This is a genomic window from Empedobacter sp. UBA2044 (assembly GCF_002333005.1).
GTDB lineage: Bacteria > Bacteroidota > Bacteroidia > Flavobacteriales > Weeksellaceae > Empedobacter > Empedobacter falsenii_B.
Map to the genome: position 1 here is coordinate 1 of NZ_DDBA01000072.1, position 15,746 is coordinate 15,746.

At 28.9% G+C, this 15,746-nt stretch carries 18 protein-coding genes and 1 tRNA gene; 10 read left to right on the forward strand and 9 right to left on the reverse strand.

Annotated elements, in window-relative coordinates; genetic code table 11:
* Nucleotides 1–27 precede the first annotated feature (27 nt).
* Genes B4E59_RS13120 through B4E59_RS13130 form a run of 3 tightly spaced genes read left to right on the forward strand, consistent with a single transcriptional unit; the run spans nucleotide 28 to nucleotide 2,267 of the window.
* Nucleotides 28–126 carry a JAB domain-containing protein gene (locus B4E59_RS13120; protein ID WP_291053435.1) on the forward strand — a complete coding sequence of 33 codons (99 nt, stop codon included), beginning with the start codon at nucleotides 28–30 and terminating at the stop codon, nucleotides 124–126.
* Between the two features lie 27 nt (nucleotides 127–153).
* On the forward strand, nucleotides 154–1,383 hold the full coding sequence (locus tag B4E59_RS13125) for a polysaccharide deacetylase family protein (protein WP_125349538.1): 1,230 nt from the start codon (nucleotides 154–156) through the stop codon (nucleotides 1,381–1,383).
* Nucleotides 1,380–2,267 carry a hypothetical protein gene (locus B4E59_RS13130; protein ID WP_219033877.1) on the forward strand — a complete coding sequence of 296 codons (888 nt, stop codon included), beginning with the start codon at nucleotides 1,380–1,382 and terminating at the stop codon, nucleotides 2,265–2,267. Before B4E59_RS13125 ends, B4E59_RS13130 begins: the two co-directional genes overlap by 4 nt.
* Here B4E59_RS13130 and B4E59_RS13135 read toward each other — a convergent pair.
* Nucleotides 2,241–2,936 carry a class I SAM-dependent methyltransferase gene (locus tag B4E59_RS13135; RefSeq protein WP_185144150.1) on the reverse strand — a complete coding sequence of 232 codons (696 nt, stop codon included), beginning with the start codon at nucleotides 2,934–2,936 and terminating at the stop codon, nucleotides 2,241–2,243. The two genes, B4E59_RS13130 and B4E59_RS13135, sit on opposite strands and share 27 nt — an antisense overlap.
* 106 nt (nucleotides 2,937–3,042) lie before the next feature.
* Here B4E59_RS13135 and B4E59_RS13140 point away from each other — a divergent pair, with 106 nt between their 5' ends.
* A complete protein-coding gene (locus tag B4E59_RS13140; RefSeq protein WP_280051190.1) occupies nucleotides 3,043–3,918 on the forward strand; it encodes a polysaccharide deacetylase family protein in 876 nt (291 codons plus the stop codon).
* On the opposite strand, the gene B4E59_RS13145 is transcribed toward B4E59_RS13140, so the two are convergent.
* From B4E59_RS13145 to B4E59_RS13160, 4 genes are read right to left on the reverse strand one after another with little or no spacing between them, the layout of a single operon-like run.
* Nucleotides 3,915–4,718, reverse strand: a complete 804-nt coding sequence (locus tag B4E59_RS13145; RefSeq protein ID WP_125349542.1) for a class I SAM-dependent methyltransferase — start codon at nucleotides 4,716–4,718, stop codon at nucleotides 3,915–3,917. The two genes, B4E59_RS13140 and B4E59_RS13145, sit on opposite strands and share 4 nt — an antisense overlap.
* A 2-nt stretch (nucleotides 4,719–4,720) precedes the next feature.
* The gene (locus B4E59_RS13150) at nucleotides 4,721–5,968 is read right to left on the reverse strand and encodes an MATE family efflux transporter (protein WP_291053420.1); all 1,248 of its coding nucleotides are present in this window, start codon (nucleotides 5,966–5,968) and stop codon (nucleotides 4,721–4,723) included.
* Nucleotides 5,965–7,101, reverse strand: coding sequence for a glycosyltransferase family 4 protein (locus B4E59_RS13155; protein WP_291053423.1), 1,137 nt, complete (start codon nucleotides 7,099–7,101; stop codon nucleotides 5,965–5,967). Before B4E59_RS13155 ends, B4E59_RS13150 begins: the two co-directional genes overlap by 4 nt.
* Complete coding sequence (locus B4E59_RS13160) at nucleotides 7,094–8,353, reverse strand: lipopolysaccharide biosynthesis protein (protein WP_291053427.1); 1,260 nt, start codon at nucleotides 8,351–8,353, stop codon at nucleotides 7,094–7,096. The genes B4E59_RS13155 and B4E59_RS13160 overlap by 8 nt, the downstream gene beginning before the upstream one ends.
* A gap of 51 nt (nucleotides 8,354–8,404) precedes the next feature.
* Here B4E59_RS13160 and B4E59_RS13165 point away from each other — a divergent pair, with 51 nt between their 5' ends.
* The 3 genes from B4E59_RS13165 to B4E59_RS13175 all read left to right on the forward strand — a co-directional run bounded on the left by B4E59_RS13165 (nucleotide 8,405) and on the right by B4E59_RS13175 (nucleotide 9,932).
* Nucleotides 8,405–9,100 carry a YjjG family noncanonical pyrimidine nucleotidase gene (locus B4E59_RS13165; RefSeq protein WP_286495339.1) on the forward strand — a complete coding sequence of 232 codons (696 nt, stop codon included), beginning with the start codon at nucleotides 8,405–8,407 and terminating at the stop codon, nucleotides 9,098–9,100.
* Between the two features lie 76 nt (nucleotides 9,101–9,176).
* Entirely contained in the window at nucleotides 9,177–9,773 is a 597-nt protein-coding gene (locus B4E59_RS13170) for an LURP-one-related family protein (protein WP_524535947.1), read from the forward strand.
* 85 nt (nucleotides 9,774–9,858) lie between these two features.
* Nucleotides 9,859–9,932, forward strand: a tRNA-Arg gene (locus B4E59_RS13175).
* Nucleotides 9,933–9,972: 40 nt separating this feature from the next.
* Here the strand turns inward: B4E59_RS13175 and B4E59_RS13180 are convergent.
* The 4 genes from B4E59_RS13180 to hisS all read right to left on the reverse strand — a co-directional run bounded on the left by B4E59_RS13180 (nucleotide 9,973) and on the right by hisS (nucleotide 13,073).
* On the reverse strand, nucleotides 9,973–10,416 hold the full coding sequence (locus tag B4E59_RS13180) for a hypothetical protein (protein WP_291053430.1): 444 nt from the start codon (nucleotides 10,414–10,416) through the stop codon (nucleotides 9,973–9,975).
* A 1-nt stretch (nucleotide 10,417) separates the two neighbouring features.
* A complete protein-coding gene (locus B4E59_RS13185; protein WP_219033884.1) occupies nucleotides 10,418–10,642 on the reverse strand; it encodes a hypothetical protein in 225 nt (74 codons plus the stop codon).
* A 78-nt stretch (nucleotides 10,643–10,720) separates the two neighbouring features.
* On the reverse strand, nucleotides 10,721–11,641 hold the full coding sequence (locus B4E59_RS13190) for a PfkB family carbohydrate kinase (protein WP_291053432.1): 921 nt from the start codon (nucleotides 11,639–11,641) through the stop codon (nucleotides 10,721–10,723).
* A 58-nt stretch (nucleotides 11,642–11,699) separates the two neighbouring features.
* Complete coding sequence (gene hisS, locus B4E59_RS13195) at nucleotides 11,700–13,073, reverse strand: histidine--tRNA ligase (RefSeq protein WP_291049760.1); 1,374 nt, start codon at nucleotides 13,071–13,073, stop codon at nucleotides 11,700–11,702.
* 305 nt (nucleotides 13,074–13,378) lie between these two features.
* On the opposite strand from hisS, the gene recF reads away from it, so the two are divergent.
* The 3 genes from recF to B4E59_RS13210 are packed head-to-tail and all read left to right on the forward strand — an operon-like array spanning nucleotide 13,379 to nucleotide 15,711.
* Nucleotides 13,379–14,458, forward strand: coding sequence for a DNA replication/repair protein RecF (gene recF / locus B4E59_RS13200; protein ID WP_280051184.1), 1,080 nt, complete (start codon nucleotides 13,379–13,381; stop codon nucleotides 14,456–14,458).
* Entirely contained in the window at nucleotides 14,455–14,757 is a 303-nt protein-coding gene (locus tag B4E59_RS13205; protein WP_180905351.1) for a DciA family protein, read from the forward strand. The genes recF and B4E59_RS13205 overlap by 4 nt, the downstream gene beginning before the upstream one ends.
* Complete coding sequence (locus B4E59_RS13210) at nucleotides 14,758–15,711, forward strand: YheT family hydrolase (RefSeq protein WP_291049767.1); 954 nt, start codon at nucleotides 14,758–14,760, stop codon at nucleotides 15,709–15,711.
* The last annotated feature ends 35 nt before the right edge of the window (nucleotides 15,712–15,746 follow it).

Consider the following 15,746-nt stretch of genomic DNA (forward strand, 5'->3'; position numbering starts at 1 on the left):
GCTATTTCAGGACGGGACACTCGAAAAATAAAAGAAGGTGCCACTCTTTTAGATATTCAAGTTTTAGATCACATTATTGTTTCTCAAAAAGATTTTTATTCATTTGCGGATGATGGTCTAATTTGATATCTTTAAGCTTTATTGAAAACTATTTTGAGTCAAAAAATCATCATATTTACAGAAAAAATAACGAATCGAATTGAATATATTTTCGATTTTATTTTTCATAATTTTTCTGGAATTGACTACAAAACGACTACAGATTTTGATGAGTTTTCACAATCAATTTTACCAAAAATCAACTTTTCAAATCAATTTTTAGAAAATGAAATCAATTATAAAGTTGATGATATTTTATTGGAAACTACCATTCAAGAAAATGTTGATTATTCAATTTTAAACGAATTTGGGAAATGTTTTTATTGGCTTTCTCGTTATGAAGAATACATTGCAAAACCAGAAAAATTTGATAAACACAATCGTTTTTTAGGTTCGGATTTAGATTATTCGAAACCAATTGTAGATGAAATTTGTATTGAAATTCAAAAAAAGATAAAGTCTAAATTTCCTGAAATTTATTTTAAACAGAGAGTTTTCAAACAGATTAATACTCATGACGTAGATTATGCATGGAAATATCTTCATCATTCTCCTAAAATAAAATTTGGTTCACTTTCAAAGAAAATTTTAAAAGGTGATTTCAAAGAATTTCAGAATCAAATCAAAATTTTAAATCAGCAAAAAAAAGATCCTTACGATACATTTGATTATTTGAAAGTTTTAGCTGAAAAACATCAAATCGAAACAGTTTTCTTTTGGTTATTGGGCGATTATTCTACTTTCGATAAAAATCATCATTGGAAAAATAATGCTCAAAAAAATTTAATAAATAACATTTCAACTTGGGCAAAAATTGGAATTCACCCTTCTTATCAATCTAATTTTGATGAAAATAAATTAACAATTGAAATTAATCGATTAGAAAAAATTAGCAATCAACCGATAAAAAAATCACGTCAACATTTCATTAAATTGAATTTCCCTTACACTTATCAACAATTGTTAATAAATGAAATTTTGGAAGATTACACCATGGGATTCCCACATCAATTAGGCTTTAGAGCTGGAACATCTACTCCATTCAAATGGTTTGACTTATCAAGAAATCAACAAACATTGTTAAAAATATATCCTTTTGTCGCAATGGATGTTACATTGAAAAATTATTTAAAATTAACACCGCAACAAGCTTTAGAGGAAATAAAACGATTGAAACAAACAATTAAAGCCACAAACGGAACGTTTATAACATTATTCCACCAATCAAACTTGAACGAAGATTGGACTGAATGGCGAAAAGTTTACGAAAGTATTTTTAAATGATAAAAAGAGTTTCTCGAAAAAAATTAGATGTTAATAAATATACCGAATGTCTCAACAAATCGGTGAATTACCGCATTTATGCCGAAGTTTTTTATTTGGATGCTTTAGTTGAAAACAATTGGGATTGTTATGTTTTGAACGATTATGAAGCCATAATGCCTTTGCCATATACAAAAAAAATTGGTATAAAATTTATTACACAACCAATTTATTGTCAACAATTAGGAGTTTTTCATCAAGAAAATTTCTCAAAAGAAACTTTTCAACTTTTTGAGAAAAAACTACATCGAAATTTAGTGAGAGCTTATGCTTTTAATGAGGAAAATACAGAGATGTTTGAACCGAAGGGACAGAAAAAGGTTAATTATATTTTAGATTTGAATCAAGATTATGAAATTTTATTTTCAAATTACAGTAGAAATAGAAAAAATGAAATTCGTAAAGTAGAAAAATCCAATTATAACATTGAAAAAGTTACTCAATTAAATCGATTTTTCAAAATAAATTCATCTTATGAATATTTGATCGCAAATAATTTAATAAACTATTCGCAAGAAAAAATTCAAAGTTTATTTAATCAAAAAATTATTAATATTTATGAAATTTTTGATCAAGAAGAAAATTTAATTGGTTGTCAACTAATCATGATTTCTAAAAATCGAGTTTATAATTTTGCTTTTGCAAGAAATAAGAATTCAAAAAGTAATTTTGGATCAGCTTACATAATAGATTACATTATCAAAAACTTTTCTAATTCAGAATTAACACTTGATTTCGAAGGTTCTATGATTCCTTCTATAGCTAAATTTATGCAAGGTTTTGGTGCTATAAAAAATCATTATACAAACTATTCTAATTTAGACTTTTTGACAAAGAAAAATTAATTCACGATAGCCATTTCCAACAGAAAGTTTCTTTGCTAAATTATGATCAATTTTATTTCGATAATCTATTTTTTCGACAATTATATTTTCACGTTTTAATCTTTCTTGAAAGTCCTGTCCATGCAATCTCAATAAATCTTTTTCGCCATAATTTTTTAATCGTTCTTCTTCTGTCTTAAATTCAGCATTTTCAAACGTATTATTTATTGGATGAATAGGAGTTTGAATCAAAGCTTTTCCTCCTTTTTTTAGAACGCGAAACAATTCATCAATTGCCTTTTTTTCGTTTGGAATATGCCCTAAAACATGACAACAAATTATATAATCAAATGTGTTATCAGGATAATTTATTGAAGTAATATCCATTTCTTCATCAGCAAGATTAATGTTAATATCAGCATTGATATAACGTAAATTATCGGTCTGTTTAAAAATATTTTTCAATGCGTCTTCTGGAGCAATATGCAATAATTTATTCGGTTTAACCAATAAATCTGTTTCATTTTTTATAAACTCTAACAAAACTCTTGTCCTTTCTAATGAACCACAATTTGGACATTCAGCATTTTCTCGGTTATCTATACCGTTTGATTTATCCAAAAACTTAGAAAAAGATTGTTCGCAACAATTACAATAAAAATTATTTCCTTTCAGAAATAATCCATTCAATTTCTTTAAATTTTTTCTATTATTAATTCTTATCTTTTCGGAAAATATTTTTTTATAAAATGTTTTAATTGCATTCATTACTTACAAACGTTAAGACTGCTATTTTATGATATTAAATTTATTCAAAAAAAATATATTTCCTTTTTACCATACAGTTTCAGATAAAAGATTAATTCATATCGATCAATTATATCCATTAAAATCTATTGATCAATTTCAACGTGAATTAGATTTTTTTCAGAAAAATTATGTCAATATTTCTATGATTGAATTAATTGATTTATACGAAAAAAATGGTTCTATTCCTCAAGAAAATTACTTTCATCTTAGTTTTGATGATGGTTTGAAACAATGTTACTCTATAATTGCTCCAATATTAAAAGAACGAAATTTAGATGCAACTTTTTTTATCAATCCAAATTTTATTGACAATCAAGAAGTTTTTTATCGGTATAAAGTTGCTTTCATTTTAGAAAACATTACAGACAATAACCTTAAAAAAGAACTTTTAAATTATTCTATTCATGATCTTAAAAAAATTAATTCATTAATTTTAAAACAAGAAATAAAACTAAATGATGTTGAAATTTATTTGAATGAAAATGAAATTAAAGCATTAATTCATCAAGGCTTTACAATTGGCGCACATTCAATGAATCATCCTTATTATCGCGATATTTCTTTTGAACAACAACTTATAGAGACAAATGAAAGTTTAGATTTTATCCAACAAAAGTTTAATTTGGATTATCGAGTTTTTTCTTTTCCTTTTACAGATGATGGAGTTTCTATAAACTTTTTTAATACTATAAAATCCGATTTTACATTTGGTACGGCAGGAATAAAAAACGATGAGATTTCAACAAATATTCAGCGACTTCCGATGGATAATTGTATTTCTAACCCAGCAATTTTTATAAAAAAGAATCGTTATAAATTTTATATTCAGAAACTACTACAGAAGCATGTTGTTTCTCATTAATTAATTTTTAAATCTATAGAAAAAATTCTCTTTGGATTATCGTAAAGTTTAAGAATATTTCCTTCATAATTCTTTGGTGTATAAATAGCACACATTGTATTTTCTACATGATATAGATTTTTATGAAATTGTTTAGGAACTCCTTTTATAATTGCATTCAATATTTCAAAACGTATCTTTTCTGGCGAGAATGCATAATCATGCCAAATAACGATAGAGTTTTCATGAATCAGATGTTCAAAAACATTTTTTGTATCCGAAACTACAAAATCAAAACGATGATTTCCATCGATAAAAATTACATCAAATTTTTTATTCAATCCTGAAAAATCAAATTTAGTCGAGTCTCCTAAATGTTGTTTTATTTTAGATTTATCTTTTATAAAAAAACCATGTGCATTTTCATAATCTTGTGAAAAGTTATACGTTTTATAATCCTTTGTATCTAAATCTAACGTATTCAAATCATCAGCAACATCAATCAAATTAACAATACTTTCTCCTCTCCAAGTTCCAATTTCGAAATATTTACATTGTTCAAATTCTTTACACGCATTTTTCAGCAGTAATAAATCTGTAATCAAAGAACCGCCATCTAAAAAAGCAACTGTATCTAATTTTCCGTCAAAATTTGGAAATAATTGATCTAAAGAAACTTGATTTAGTCCTTTCTTATAATGATTTGGCGTTTTCTTTTCCCAATTTTCATTTTGGTCAATGATAATATTTAATAACCAAGGATTCTTACAAATTTGAAAAAATCCATTTATAAATTTTGATATTTTTTTTGATAATGACATTTTTAAATATTTTTTAAATACTTATTAAACAAATAATATGCGTATAATCCAGAAATTAAGAAAGTTATTAACATACCTAAAGCTGCTCCTTCTATTCCATAAAAAGGAATTAATAGCGCATCAAAAATAACTAAACAAACAATTGAGAGGATTGATACTCTTACATTCCAATCTGATCTTCCTATTGTACTATTCAAGTTAATGTATAATACTCTAAACAACATTGCTAAAACAACTGCTATTGTTGCAATAAAAAAAACTGTACCACCAGTTAAATAACTTTTATTGAAAAATAACTCGATTATAAAATCTCTAAGAAAATAACTTCCTAAAAGAATACTAATTCCTATAGGAATGAATAGCTTATAATAATTTTTTATATAAAATTTCAGAAAATCCTTGTTCTGACTATTTTTAATAATTCGAGGAAAATCGGTTTGAAATAATATAGTCGGAATAAATAATAAATTCATAGGCAAAAGAATCGCAACTTTATACAAAGCAATATCTTTATCTGTCATAAAAATCGCAATCATTCCAATATCAATCGAAAACAATAACTCTGAAGCGAAATAAGCCAAAGATTCCATTCTTCCATATTTCCACATCATTTTCCAATTCATTTCACTTAAACCACTTATTGATTGTTGTAAAATTGTTTTAGAATAGAAAAATAAACTAATAAAAGGTGTAATCGCCAGCGAAATCATATAACCAATTGCTCCAAAGTTGATGGTTAAGAAAAATGTAAAAATCAGTCCCAAACAGTTAATCAATATATTTAATGAAGCAAACTTTTTATTAAAACCATTTATACGATAATCAATTGTAAGATGTGATTGGAAAAATAAGCCCAAAAGACGAACAGAAAACAAGAGAATAATCCACAATAAATGATCAAATTTTATGGCATAAAAATTAGCAATTACAATAAAAAGACTACATAAAATAAGCTGATTAATAACACCATTTCTAAATAATTTTCGACTTAGGTCTTTACGTGTTTGTTCATTTTCTTCACCAGCACCAAATTTCATCAAAACCTGTAATGAACCTAATCCATTCCATGGCGTAACAAACCCAATGATAAATGCGATAAGTGTTATACGACCAAATTCATCTTGAGGAATCATTTTTACAATGAAAATGGTATTAATCAACATCACTAATTTTTCTACCACAAAAGATAAAAAAACGTAAAAACCATTGTTTTGTAAAAAGGATTGTATGAATTTGATTAAATCTTTCATTCTAAAACTTTCGTGTAGACATCATCAAATTGTTGAGCAATTTCTTCCTTAGAAAAATTATTCAAAACATAATTATTTAATTCCTTTGGTGTTGCAAATTCATAACCTTCTATCACCTCAACCATTGCTTTATAAAGTGCTGATTCATCATTTTTATTCACAATAAATCCAAAATTATTTGGCATAAATTCTTTAATTCCACCAACATCACTTGCGATAACAGGAATTCCCGAAGCAAAAGCTTCTATTTGTACACAAGGTTGATTTTCATAATTACTAAAAAGTACAAAACAATTCACATTTTTCATCTTTTGATTCACTTCAAAATGTTGTAATCGCCCAAAAGATTTTACAAAAGCAGACAAATTATTTTCTTCAACAAAATTATTAATCAAAGTTAAATCTCCATTTCCTCCAATCTGAAATTCAAAATCATAGCCATTATCAACTAACTTTTTAACAACATTCAACATTCCTAAAATATTTTTATGTTCATTTTCTAAATGCGAAAGATGTAAAAAAGTTATTCTTTTTATTTTACAATCTTCTTTTACCGAAAACAATTCTACATCCACAACATTTGGAATAATTTTTACAATTGTTATAGGATAAATTTTAAGTATTTTCTGTGCTAAATCATTTGAAACAGGCGTTAAAACATCTACCTTTCTAAGTATTTTTTTAATTAAAAACTTCTTGTAAAATGGAAATGAAATAAAACGTTCTGGAGAAAATCCTGTCCAATGCTCTGTTAAAACTATTGGTTTTTTGTATTTATTTTTCAAAAACAAAGCAACTAAACCAGCTGGATAAACAACATTGAGATGAATTATATCAAAATTATTAACCAAAGAAACTCCTTTCAGAAAAGCTATAAATTGTTTGATTAAATTAAACGGACGAAAAAAAGATGGTTTAAAATAAACAATTATTTCCCTTACATTTTGGTTGATAGAATCATCTATTTCAAAATTAGATTTTAAATTTTCATCTTTTACTGCATGAACAAGCGTCACATTATTTAAAGTAGAGATAGAACGTAAATGGCGCTGAATAAAATCTCCATTATCTAAAAAAATTCTACTCGGATACCAAGATGCTAAAGCTAAAATATTTTTTCTCGAATTATTCACCTAACTTTTTATAACGTTTCAGTTCTTTCATTACAAAGTAAAGTTGAACCAAATAGCCCATTCCTGCAAAGAAAGAATATAGAGATAACGTCAAAAGTATGTTTTTATTTAGTCCGCCAATCACACAAGTAATCAATGTGACGAAAACCAAATAAATATTGAAGTATAGTGCGTAATGATTTTTCTTGATAACCACAACTATTTGCTGAATAGGATTCATTGCAGAACGACACAAAATCCAAAATGAAAGTATCCACGTCATAATATGCAGACCTCGCCATTCTGGTCCAAGCATCCACTCGAGAATAAAAATTCCGATACAATTCATCAACAAAAGAAAAACAGCAATTGCTCCAACATTGTACAGCACCACTTTTTTCGATAAATCATATAATTGATGTGAACGATGATCAATCATTGCAGCAGATTTCTGAAAGAAAACTTTCGACATCGAATTGGAAAGCAACGTCAAAGGAACAACCAAAACTTTAGCTGAATTTCCCACAAAAGCTACATCTTCTTTCAAGAAATAAATCGCGATCATAATTGGCAATAAATTGTTAGCAATTGCATTCAACGATTCTGAGGGTAATGTATATTTTATGATTTCTTTGTTCTTAGAAATTGTTCGTTTAGCCAACCCAAAGTCAATGGAAGAAAATCGTCCTTTTGTAATTGAAAAATAATATGCACAAGACAAAATAGTTCCGAAAATTGTTCCATAAATCAATCCTGTTTCTTTGTAGCCTATCCAATAAAAAATGAACTGAAAAAAAACCGAAAACAACGCATTAATCACAAATCCAGTCGAAATACTTTTGAATAATTTATACTTTGTAAACAACGTATTTTGTACATTGTTCCAAGCTGTAAATACCCCTGCAACACAACTTAAGAAAACAATAAATAAGGAGGTTTTGAATGTGAAAATTTTTTCTAAAATAGCATAACCCAAAAAGAATAAAATCGTTACAATACTACTCACTAATAATAAGGTTGTAAACAAATTTCTAATCGCTTTCGATGATTTCGAAATCACGAAAATATTCTCTAAACGAAATGTTGTCAAAATAGAAAGAATGGCCACAAAACTCAAAAAAGCATTGTAAGTTCCCGATGCTTCTGGACCATAAATTCGAGCCAAAATAATTCCGCCAATAAACATAATCACTTGCGTAATTGTGTTACCTACCAACAAAGACAAAACACCTTTGGCATTCTTCGTTTTAAATTTTTCTAACTTCGCTTTCAATTGATATTTTCTTCATCAGCAAATCTACATAAAATCCTTAGCTTTGCATTTATGAACACAATAAAACACGTTTTTTTCGATCTTGATAACACACTTTGGGATTTCAGAAAAAATGCAAAATTCGCGCTAGATGAGCTTTACAAAAAGTATGATGTAGAAAATAGATATGGTTTTACATTCGAGGAATTTCATCCATTTTATCACGATAGCAACGAAGGTCTTTGGGCTTTGATTCGTGACAAAAAAATTACAAAAGAAGAATTACGTGCTCGTCGTTTCAAAGAAGCTTTTGATAATCTTGGGATTGATAATGATGCTCTAGCAAAGATTTTTGAAGATGAATACATGGAAACGATTACCAATTACAATGAAGTGGTGGATGGAGCAATGGAATTGTTGGATTATTTGAAACCAAAATATCAATTACACATTATCACAAATGGATTTATCGAAGTTTCGAAACGTAAAATTGAAACATCAGAATTAAATGGTTTTTTTGATACGGTGACTTATGCAGACGAAATCAAAATCTTGAAACCTGATCCTCGTATTTTTTCTTTGGCAATGGAAAAATCTGGTGCTAAAAAAGATGAATCAATTTACATTGGTGACGATTGGATTGCGGATGCTGTTGGCGCAAAAGCTTTCGGAATGTCAGCGATTTTCTTTGATCGATTAGATGATAATTTTTCGATGGATGATGTTCCTACAATTACACATTTAGATGAAGTAAGAAATTATTTATAAACTTAAGGTTCAGAAATTCTGAACCTTTTTTTATGTCAGAAAAAAATCTATTTTTGATAAAAATTACTCAATACTTATGAATTTAAACAACCTAAAATTTCCGCTTGATATAAAGTTTTATATTGCAACTTTTTCCAATGATTTTTCTGTAACAGATGCTAATAATCAACCTGTGTTTTATGTACGCGAAAAAATTCTTTCGTGGCGAGATGTGATTAAAATCTACCGTGATTCATCGAAAAAAGAAGAACTTTTTCAACTTCGTTCGAATAAAATCATCGATTTTCAACAAACTTTTACCATTACAGATGCGAACGGAAATGTTGTTGGTAAAGCAAAACGAAAAACTTTCAAATCCTTTTGGAAAGCGACTTTTCATATTTACGACGCAAATGATAATCATTTATTTACAATCAACGAACGTAGTGGTTTTACGCGTATGATGGACGGAATGGTTGGAGAAATTCCCGTTGTAGGATTTTTCTCAGGTTATATTTTCAATCCAAAATATGTTTTAACTGATTTACAAGGAAGAGAAATGATGGAAGTATCAAAAGAACCTTCATTCTTTGGACGAAAATTTAAATTAAATCAATATCAATCATCCGAAAATGATACACTTTTTGTTTTGAGTTTTATGATGATGCTCATAAGCGATAGAGATCGAGGATAATTTTATTTAAAAAAATATTTGCAGATTCAAAAATAGTCTTTATATTTGCAGTCCAAAATAAGAACAATAGTTTCTTATCCGGAATGGCCGAGTGGCGCAACTGAATAGCGCACTTGATTACGGCTCAAGAGGTTACAGGTTTGAATCCTGTCTCGGTCACAAAAGCAAAAGCTCATCAAAATTTGATGAGCTTTTTATTTTAATACACTTCTGTTTCTTGCGGAATTTCTTCTACTTTTTGAGATTTTTTTGTCATAAAAAATATACAATTCCCAAACCACGTAAACCAAAAAATATAAAATCCGAAATGGAAAGTCTTTTTCAATAAACGATGTGAGGTTTCAGTAAAATCGTAATAGCAATAAATTAATCCAATAATTCCCATAAAAAGGAAAATGAGAGGCAATAACAAACGTTTAAAACGTTTCGTTGTTTTCTCATTCCAAATGGATAATATGATAAAAATAACAGCTTGTATAGCGAATAATAACAAGGCTGTTTTCCACCACGATTTCAGGATCGTATATTCGTTGTAAATAATTGTGATTCCTATTTTACCGATGAATGACATTTTCGAAATCATTATTCCAGAAAGTAAAGAGGAAAATGCCAATATGAGAAGATGTATAATTTTGTTTTTCATTTTAATTAAAATATAAGAAAGCAACACCAAATATTAATCCAATTAGAATTAACAAACCTACTACTGCATTATAAAATTTATGCCAACCTGATTCATTTTGAGAAAATTCCTCAAAATTTAACTTTGGATTAAATAGTTTTAAAATAATATATCGAACTCGTATTCCAAAAATTTCTATTATAAGTTCACTAATCGCAATAAAAATTATTTCAAGAATAATCTGCATATAAATAATTTACAATCTAATATAAAACAAAAAAGCCTTGCAAATGCAAGGCTTTAAATATTTTGATGAATAATTCTCTTATAAATTAATTGAGAAATCCATTAATTTTTTGAATTCTTTCAAACGTTCAGCTAAACCATCACGTGTTAAATCTCCTAATGATTCAGTACCGAATTTTTCACATGTTACAGATGCTAATGCAGATCCGTAAACAATTGCACGTTTCATGTTATCGAAAGAAAAATCGTTTGTTTTTGCTAAGTATCCGGAGAAACCTCCTGCAAATGTATCTCCTGCTCCTGTTGGATCGAAAACATCTTCTAATGGTAAAGCTGGTGCAAAGAAAACTTGTTCTTCTTGGAATAATAAAGCTCCATGTTCACCTTTTTTGATGATAACTGTTTTTGGTCCGAATGTCATGATTTTTTTAGCAGCTTTCACTAAACTATATTCACCTGACATTTGACGCGCTTCTTCGTCATTAATAGAAATTACATCAACATCTTTGATCACATCCATCAACTCATTCCAAGCACAATCCATCCAAAAGTTCATTGTATCTAAAACAACCAAACCTGGACGATTATCTAATTGTGTCAACACTCCTTTTTGTACCAATGGATGTAAATTTCCTAACATCAAAACGTCTGGAGATTTACGATCTTGAGGAACAACTGGATTAAACGTTTCTAAAACATTCAATTCTGTGGCTAACGTATCACGTGTGTTCAAATCATTATGGTATTTACCTTCCCAAAAGAATGTTTTTCCTTCTTTTACGATTTCCATTCCATCTAAATTAATTCCTTTTGAAATTAATAAATCGATGTATTCTTGAGGAAAATCTCCACCAACAACTGAAACGATTGCAGTATCCACGCCCAATAAAGAAGACGCCATACCGATATATGTAGCGGCACCACCTAAGATTTTATCTGTTTTCCCGAAAGGAGATTCTAATTTATCAAAGGCAACTGTACCAACTGTTAATAAACTCATTTTATATTCTTGATTAAATAGTTTGCAAATATATTGAATAGATTTGAATTAAGACATATTAAGACAATGCGTTAGCCAAATCAGCAAAAGCAACTTCGGTTTGTTCTCCCGAAATCATATCTTTTACTGTCGCTTTTTGCTCAGCAATTTCTTTTTCACCCAAAAGAATTACTTTCTTAATTCTTTTTTTATCAGCATATCCCATTTGCTTTTTCATTTTTGCATCATCAGGATAAACCTCTGTATTAATTCCACTTTGACGTAATTGTTTTACCAATTTCATTGCCTCAGCAGCTTCTTTCGTTCCGAAATTAATGAACAATGCTTGGATATTTGTTGAATCTTCTAAAGCTGGGAATAAATTATTTTCTTCTAAAACTAAATATGTACGATCTAATCCAAAAGAAATTCCTACTCCAGAAATATCTTTCAATCCAAAAATTCCTGTCAAATCATCGTAGCGACCTCCTCCACCAATAGATGAAGAGAATTCTCCGATTTTCGCTTTCACTTCGAAAATAGCTCCAGTATAATAATCTAAACCACGTGCTAATGTCAAGTTCAAAACTAATTCAGCCGATTGTAAACCAATATTTGTTGTATTTTCAAAAACAAATTCTAATTCTTCAATTCCTTTTAATCCAGTTTCCGAAGATTTTAAAATTTCTTTTAATTGTGCAAATTGAGTTTTATAATCACCGTTCATTGAGAATAAAGGTGATAAAATTTCGATGGCAGAATCAGAAATTCCTTTTCCACGCATTTCTTCTTTTACCGCTTCTTCACCAATTTTATCCAACTTATCTAAAGCCACTGTAAAATCAATCAATTGAGCCGAAATATCTGCTACTTCTGCTAAACCTGATAAAATTTTACGATTGTTGATATGAATTTCAACTGGCGTTTTTAATTCTGTAAAAACCGAATCATACAATTGTACAAAATCAACTTCTTGTAATAACGAATCCGAACCTACAACATCTGCATCACATTGAAAAAACTCACGGAAACGACCTTTTTGAGGACGATCGGCACGCCAAACTGGTTGAATTTGGTAACGTTTGAAAGGAAATGTAATTTCATTTTGATGTTGCACCACATAACGTGCGAAAGGCACAGTTAAATCGTAGCGCAACGCTTTTTCAGAAATTTGCGCAATTACTTTTTGACTATTTCTATCTGTTAACAATTGCTCATCAACTTTTGCTAAATAATCTCCAGAATTTAAAATCTTGAAAATTAATCGATCTCCTTCTTCTCCATATTTACCTGTTAAAGTTGATAAATTCTCAAATGAAGGTGTTTCGATTGGAGAAAATCCGAATAACACGAATTGTTTCTTAATCGTATTGATAATATATTGACGACGATTCACTTCTAAAGGCGAGAAATCTCTTGTCCCTTTGGGAATCGATGGTTTTTGAATTGCCATTTTTCTAAATCTTACTTATAAAGATGCAAAAATACATCATTTTGATTTTTAACACGACATTTTGTTTCAAAATCATTGTTTTAGAAAGAATTTAATTAAAATTCATAAAGTCAACCTGAACTCGTTTCAGGTTCACATCACGTTATTAAAAAATAAATTATGCTGCAGAAAGATTCTGAAACAAGCTCTGAATGATAATTCTATACAAAATTAAAAAGAGGATGAGAAGCTGAAATAAATTCAGCTTGACAATCACTACACAAATCAATCTTATAAATCTTAATTAATATCGTAATTTTGCTTTTATGTATTTGAAAGAACTTAAAGCGCGACAATTCAAGAATTTTGATGAAAATAATTTCGAATTTTCACCAAAAATTAATGCTTTTGTAGGACAAAATGGAAAAGGCAAAACCAATATTTTGGATGCTATTCACTATTTGGCTTTAAGTAAATCGTATCTGAATCATTCGGATGCGATGAATATTCAGTTTGATTGTGATTTTTTTACATTAGAAGGTACTTTTGATCGAAATGAATCTGCTGATGTGATTTTTTGCTTGGTTCGTTCTGGTCAGCCCAAACAATTAAAACGAAATTCTAAATCGTATGATCGTATTTCTGATCATATTGGTCAATATCCTTTAGTGATGATTTCACCTTATGACAGTGATTTAATCAAAGAAGGAAGTGAAGTTCGACGCAAATTTTTGGATAATATTATTTCGCAATCGAATAAGCAATATTTAGCTGATTTGATGCGATACAACAAGGTTTTAGTTCAACGAAATGCCTTGCTAAAATACTTTGCTGCAAATAATACATTTGATTCAACTTCTTTGGAAATTTATGATGAAGAATTGATTCATTTAGGAAAGAAAATACATGAAGTTCGAAAAGAATTTATTCAAACTTTTTTGGAAGCTTTCCTAAAATATTACAATGAAATTTCAGAAGGTCGAGAAAAAGTGAACATCGAATATGTTTCGCAATTAAATGATGCACCTTTTGAAACGGTTCTGAAAAAAGCTTTGTACAAAGATCGTTCGACGCAATATTCGACAGCCGGAATACATAAAGATGATTTATTGTTTACGATTACCAATTATCCAATCAAGAAATTTGGTTCGCAAGGTCAACAAAAATCGTATTTAATTGCATTGAAATTAGCCCAATTAGAAGTTATCAAATCTTCATTAAACATCACTCCATTATTATTATTGGACGATATTTTTGACAAATTGGATGAACACCGTGTAACACAACTGATTAAATTAGTGAACGAAGAACGTTTTGGACAAATCTTTATTACCGATACACATCCCGAAAGAACAGAGCAAATCATTAAACAAATTAATTCTGAAAGTAAAGTTTTCCGTTTATGAAAAAGTACGAAAAAAGAAGTAATCAGCAAACGCTTGGTCAAGCTTTGGAGCATTTCATTAAACAAAGTGGAAAAGAAGAATTGATTTGGGAAGTCAAAGCAGAAGAGGCTTGGCAAACGGTAATGGGAAAATTTTTCGAGAAATATACGGACCGAGTTGAAGTAAGACAAAGAGTTTTGTATGTAAAAATTAATTCTCCTGCGATGCGACAAGAATTATTGATGGGAAAATCAAAGATTCTAGCTAATATAAATGAAGAAATTAAAAAGGATTTTTTAGTTGACGTAAAAATATTTTAAATGCCTTACATCGAACATTCTACTTACCCTACACCTAATTTCATCAATCGAAATGCGCATCTTTCTACTATTATTCCAGCGAAATTCAAGAAATATCCTGTTCCAGATTACACAAGAGAAAAAATGGAAACCGATGATGGCGATTTTCTGAATTTGGATTGGCGATTTCAAGAAAATAAAGACAAATTAGTTATACTTTTTCACGGATTAGAAGGCGATTCGAAACGAACGTATCTTAATTCGTGTTCAGATTATTTTTATGATAAAGGATTTAATATTCTGGCTTGGAATCATCGCTCTTGTGGAGGCGAAATGAATGACACTTGTCGTTTGTATCATCATGGATCAATTGATGATGTACACAGAGTTGTAGAAAAAGCGTTGAAAGAAAATTATCAAGAAGTTTATTTGATTGGCTATTCGATGGGTGGTGCTTTGGTTTTGAATTATCTTGGAGGTTATGAAGTTTCGAACAAGATAAAATCTGCTGTTGTTTTTTCTGCACCAATTTCTCTAAAATCATGTGCTGACACATTGAAAATATTTCCGAATACAATTTATTTTAAAAATTTCAAACGCACTTTAGTTCCAAAATTTAAAGTAAAAGCAAAACAATTTCCAGGAGTTCTGAATGAAAAAATGATTGATAAGATCAAAACATTTGATGAAATTGATGATTATTTTACTGCACCAATGCATGGTTATAGCAGCAAAGAAGATTACTATCACAAAGCTTCGCCTGCAACTGTTTTAGATCATATCAAAACACCATGTTTGATTGTCAACGCTGCAAATGATCCTTTTTTAGGGAAAGATTGTTATCCTATCGAACGTTTTAAAAATCATACATTTTGCACTTTCGAAATGCCAAAATATGGTGGACATTGTGGTTTTCCATTAGAAAACAATAAACATTCTTGGGCCGAAATTAGAGCTTGGGAGTTTATAAAATAAAAAAACCTCGAAGTTACACTGCCCCCAAAAAGTTA

Excerpts from the sequence above, each read along its gene's own strand:
- B4E59_RS13130 (WP_219033877.1), top strand. The coding sequence starts at position 1,380 with ATGATAAAAAGAGTTTCTCGAAAAAAATTAGATGTTAATAAATATACC.
- B4E59_RS13140 (WP_280051190.1), top strand. The coding sequence starts at position 3,043 with ATGATATTAAATTTATTCAAAAAAAATATATTTCCTTTTTACCATACA.
- B4E59_RS13145 (WP_125349542.1), bottom strand. The coding sequence starts at position 4,718 with ATGTCATTATCAAAAAAAATATCAAAATTTATAAATGGATTTTTTCAA.
- B4E59_RS13150 (WP_291053420.1), bottom strand. The coding sequence starts at position 5,968 with ATGAAAGATTTAATCAAATTCATACAATCCTTTTTACAAAACAATGGT.
- B4E59_RS13165 (WP_286495339.1), top strand. The coding sequence starts at position 8,405 with ATGAACACAATAAAACACGTTTTTTTCGATCTTGATAACACACTTTGG.
- B4E59_RS13170 (WP_524535947.1), top strand. The coding sequence starts at position 9,177 with ATGAATTTAAACAACCTAAAATTTCCGCTTGATATAAAGTTTTATATT.
- B4E59_RS13180 (WP_291053430.1), bottom strand. The coding sequence starts at position 10,416 with ATGAAAAACAAAATTATACATCTTCTCATATTGGCATTTTCCTCTTTA.
- B4E59_RS13185 (WP_219033884.1), bottom strand. The coding sequence starts at position 10,642 with ATGCAGATTATTCTTGAAATAATTTTTATTGCGATTAGTGAACTTATA.
- B4E59_RS13190 (WP_291053432.1), bottom strand. The coding sequence starts at position 11,641 with ATGAGTTTATTAACAGTTGGTACAGTTGCCTTTGATAAATTAGAATCT.
- hisS (WP_291049760.1), bottom strand. The coding sequence starts at position 13,073 with ATGGCAATTCAAAAACCATCGATTCCCAAAGGGACAAGAGATTTCTCG.
- recF (WP_280051184.1), top strand. The coding sequence starts at position 13,379 with ATGTATTTGAAAGAACTTAAAGCGCGACAATTCAAGAATTTTGATGAA.
- B4E59_RS13205 (WP_180905351.1), top strand. The coding sequence starts at position 14,455 with ATGAAAAAGTACGAAAAAAGAAGTAATCAGCAAACGCTTGGTCAAGCT.
- B4E59_RS13210 (WP_291049767.1), top strand. The coding sequence starts at position 14,758 with ATGCCTTACATCGAACATTCTACTTACCCTACACCTAATTTCATCAAT.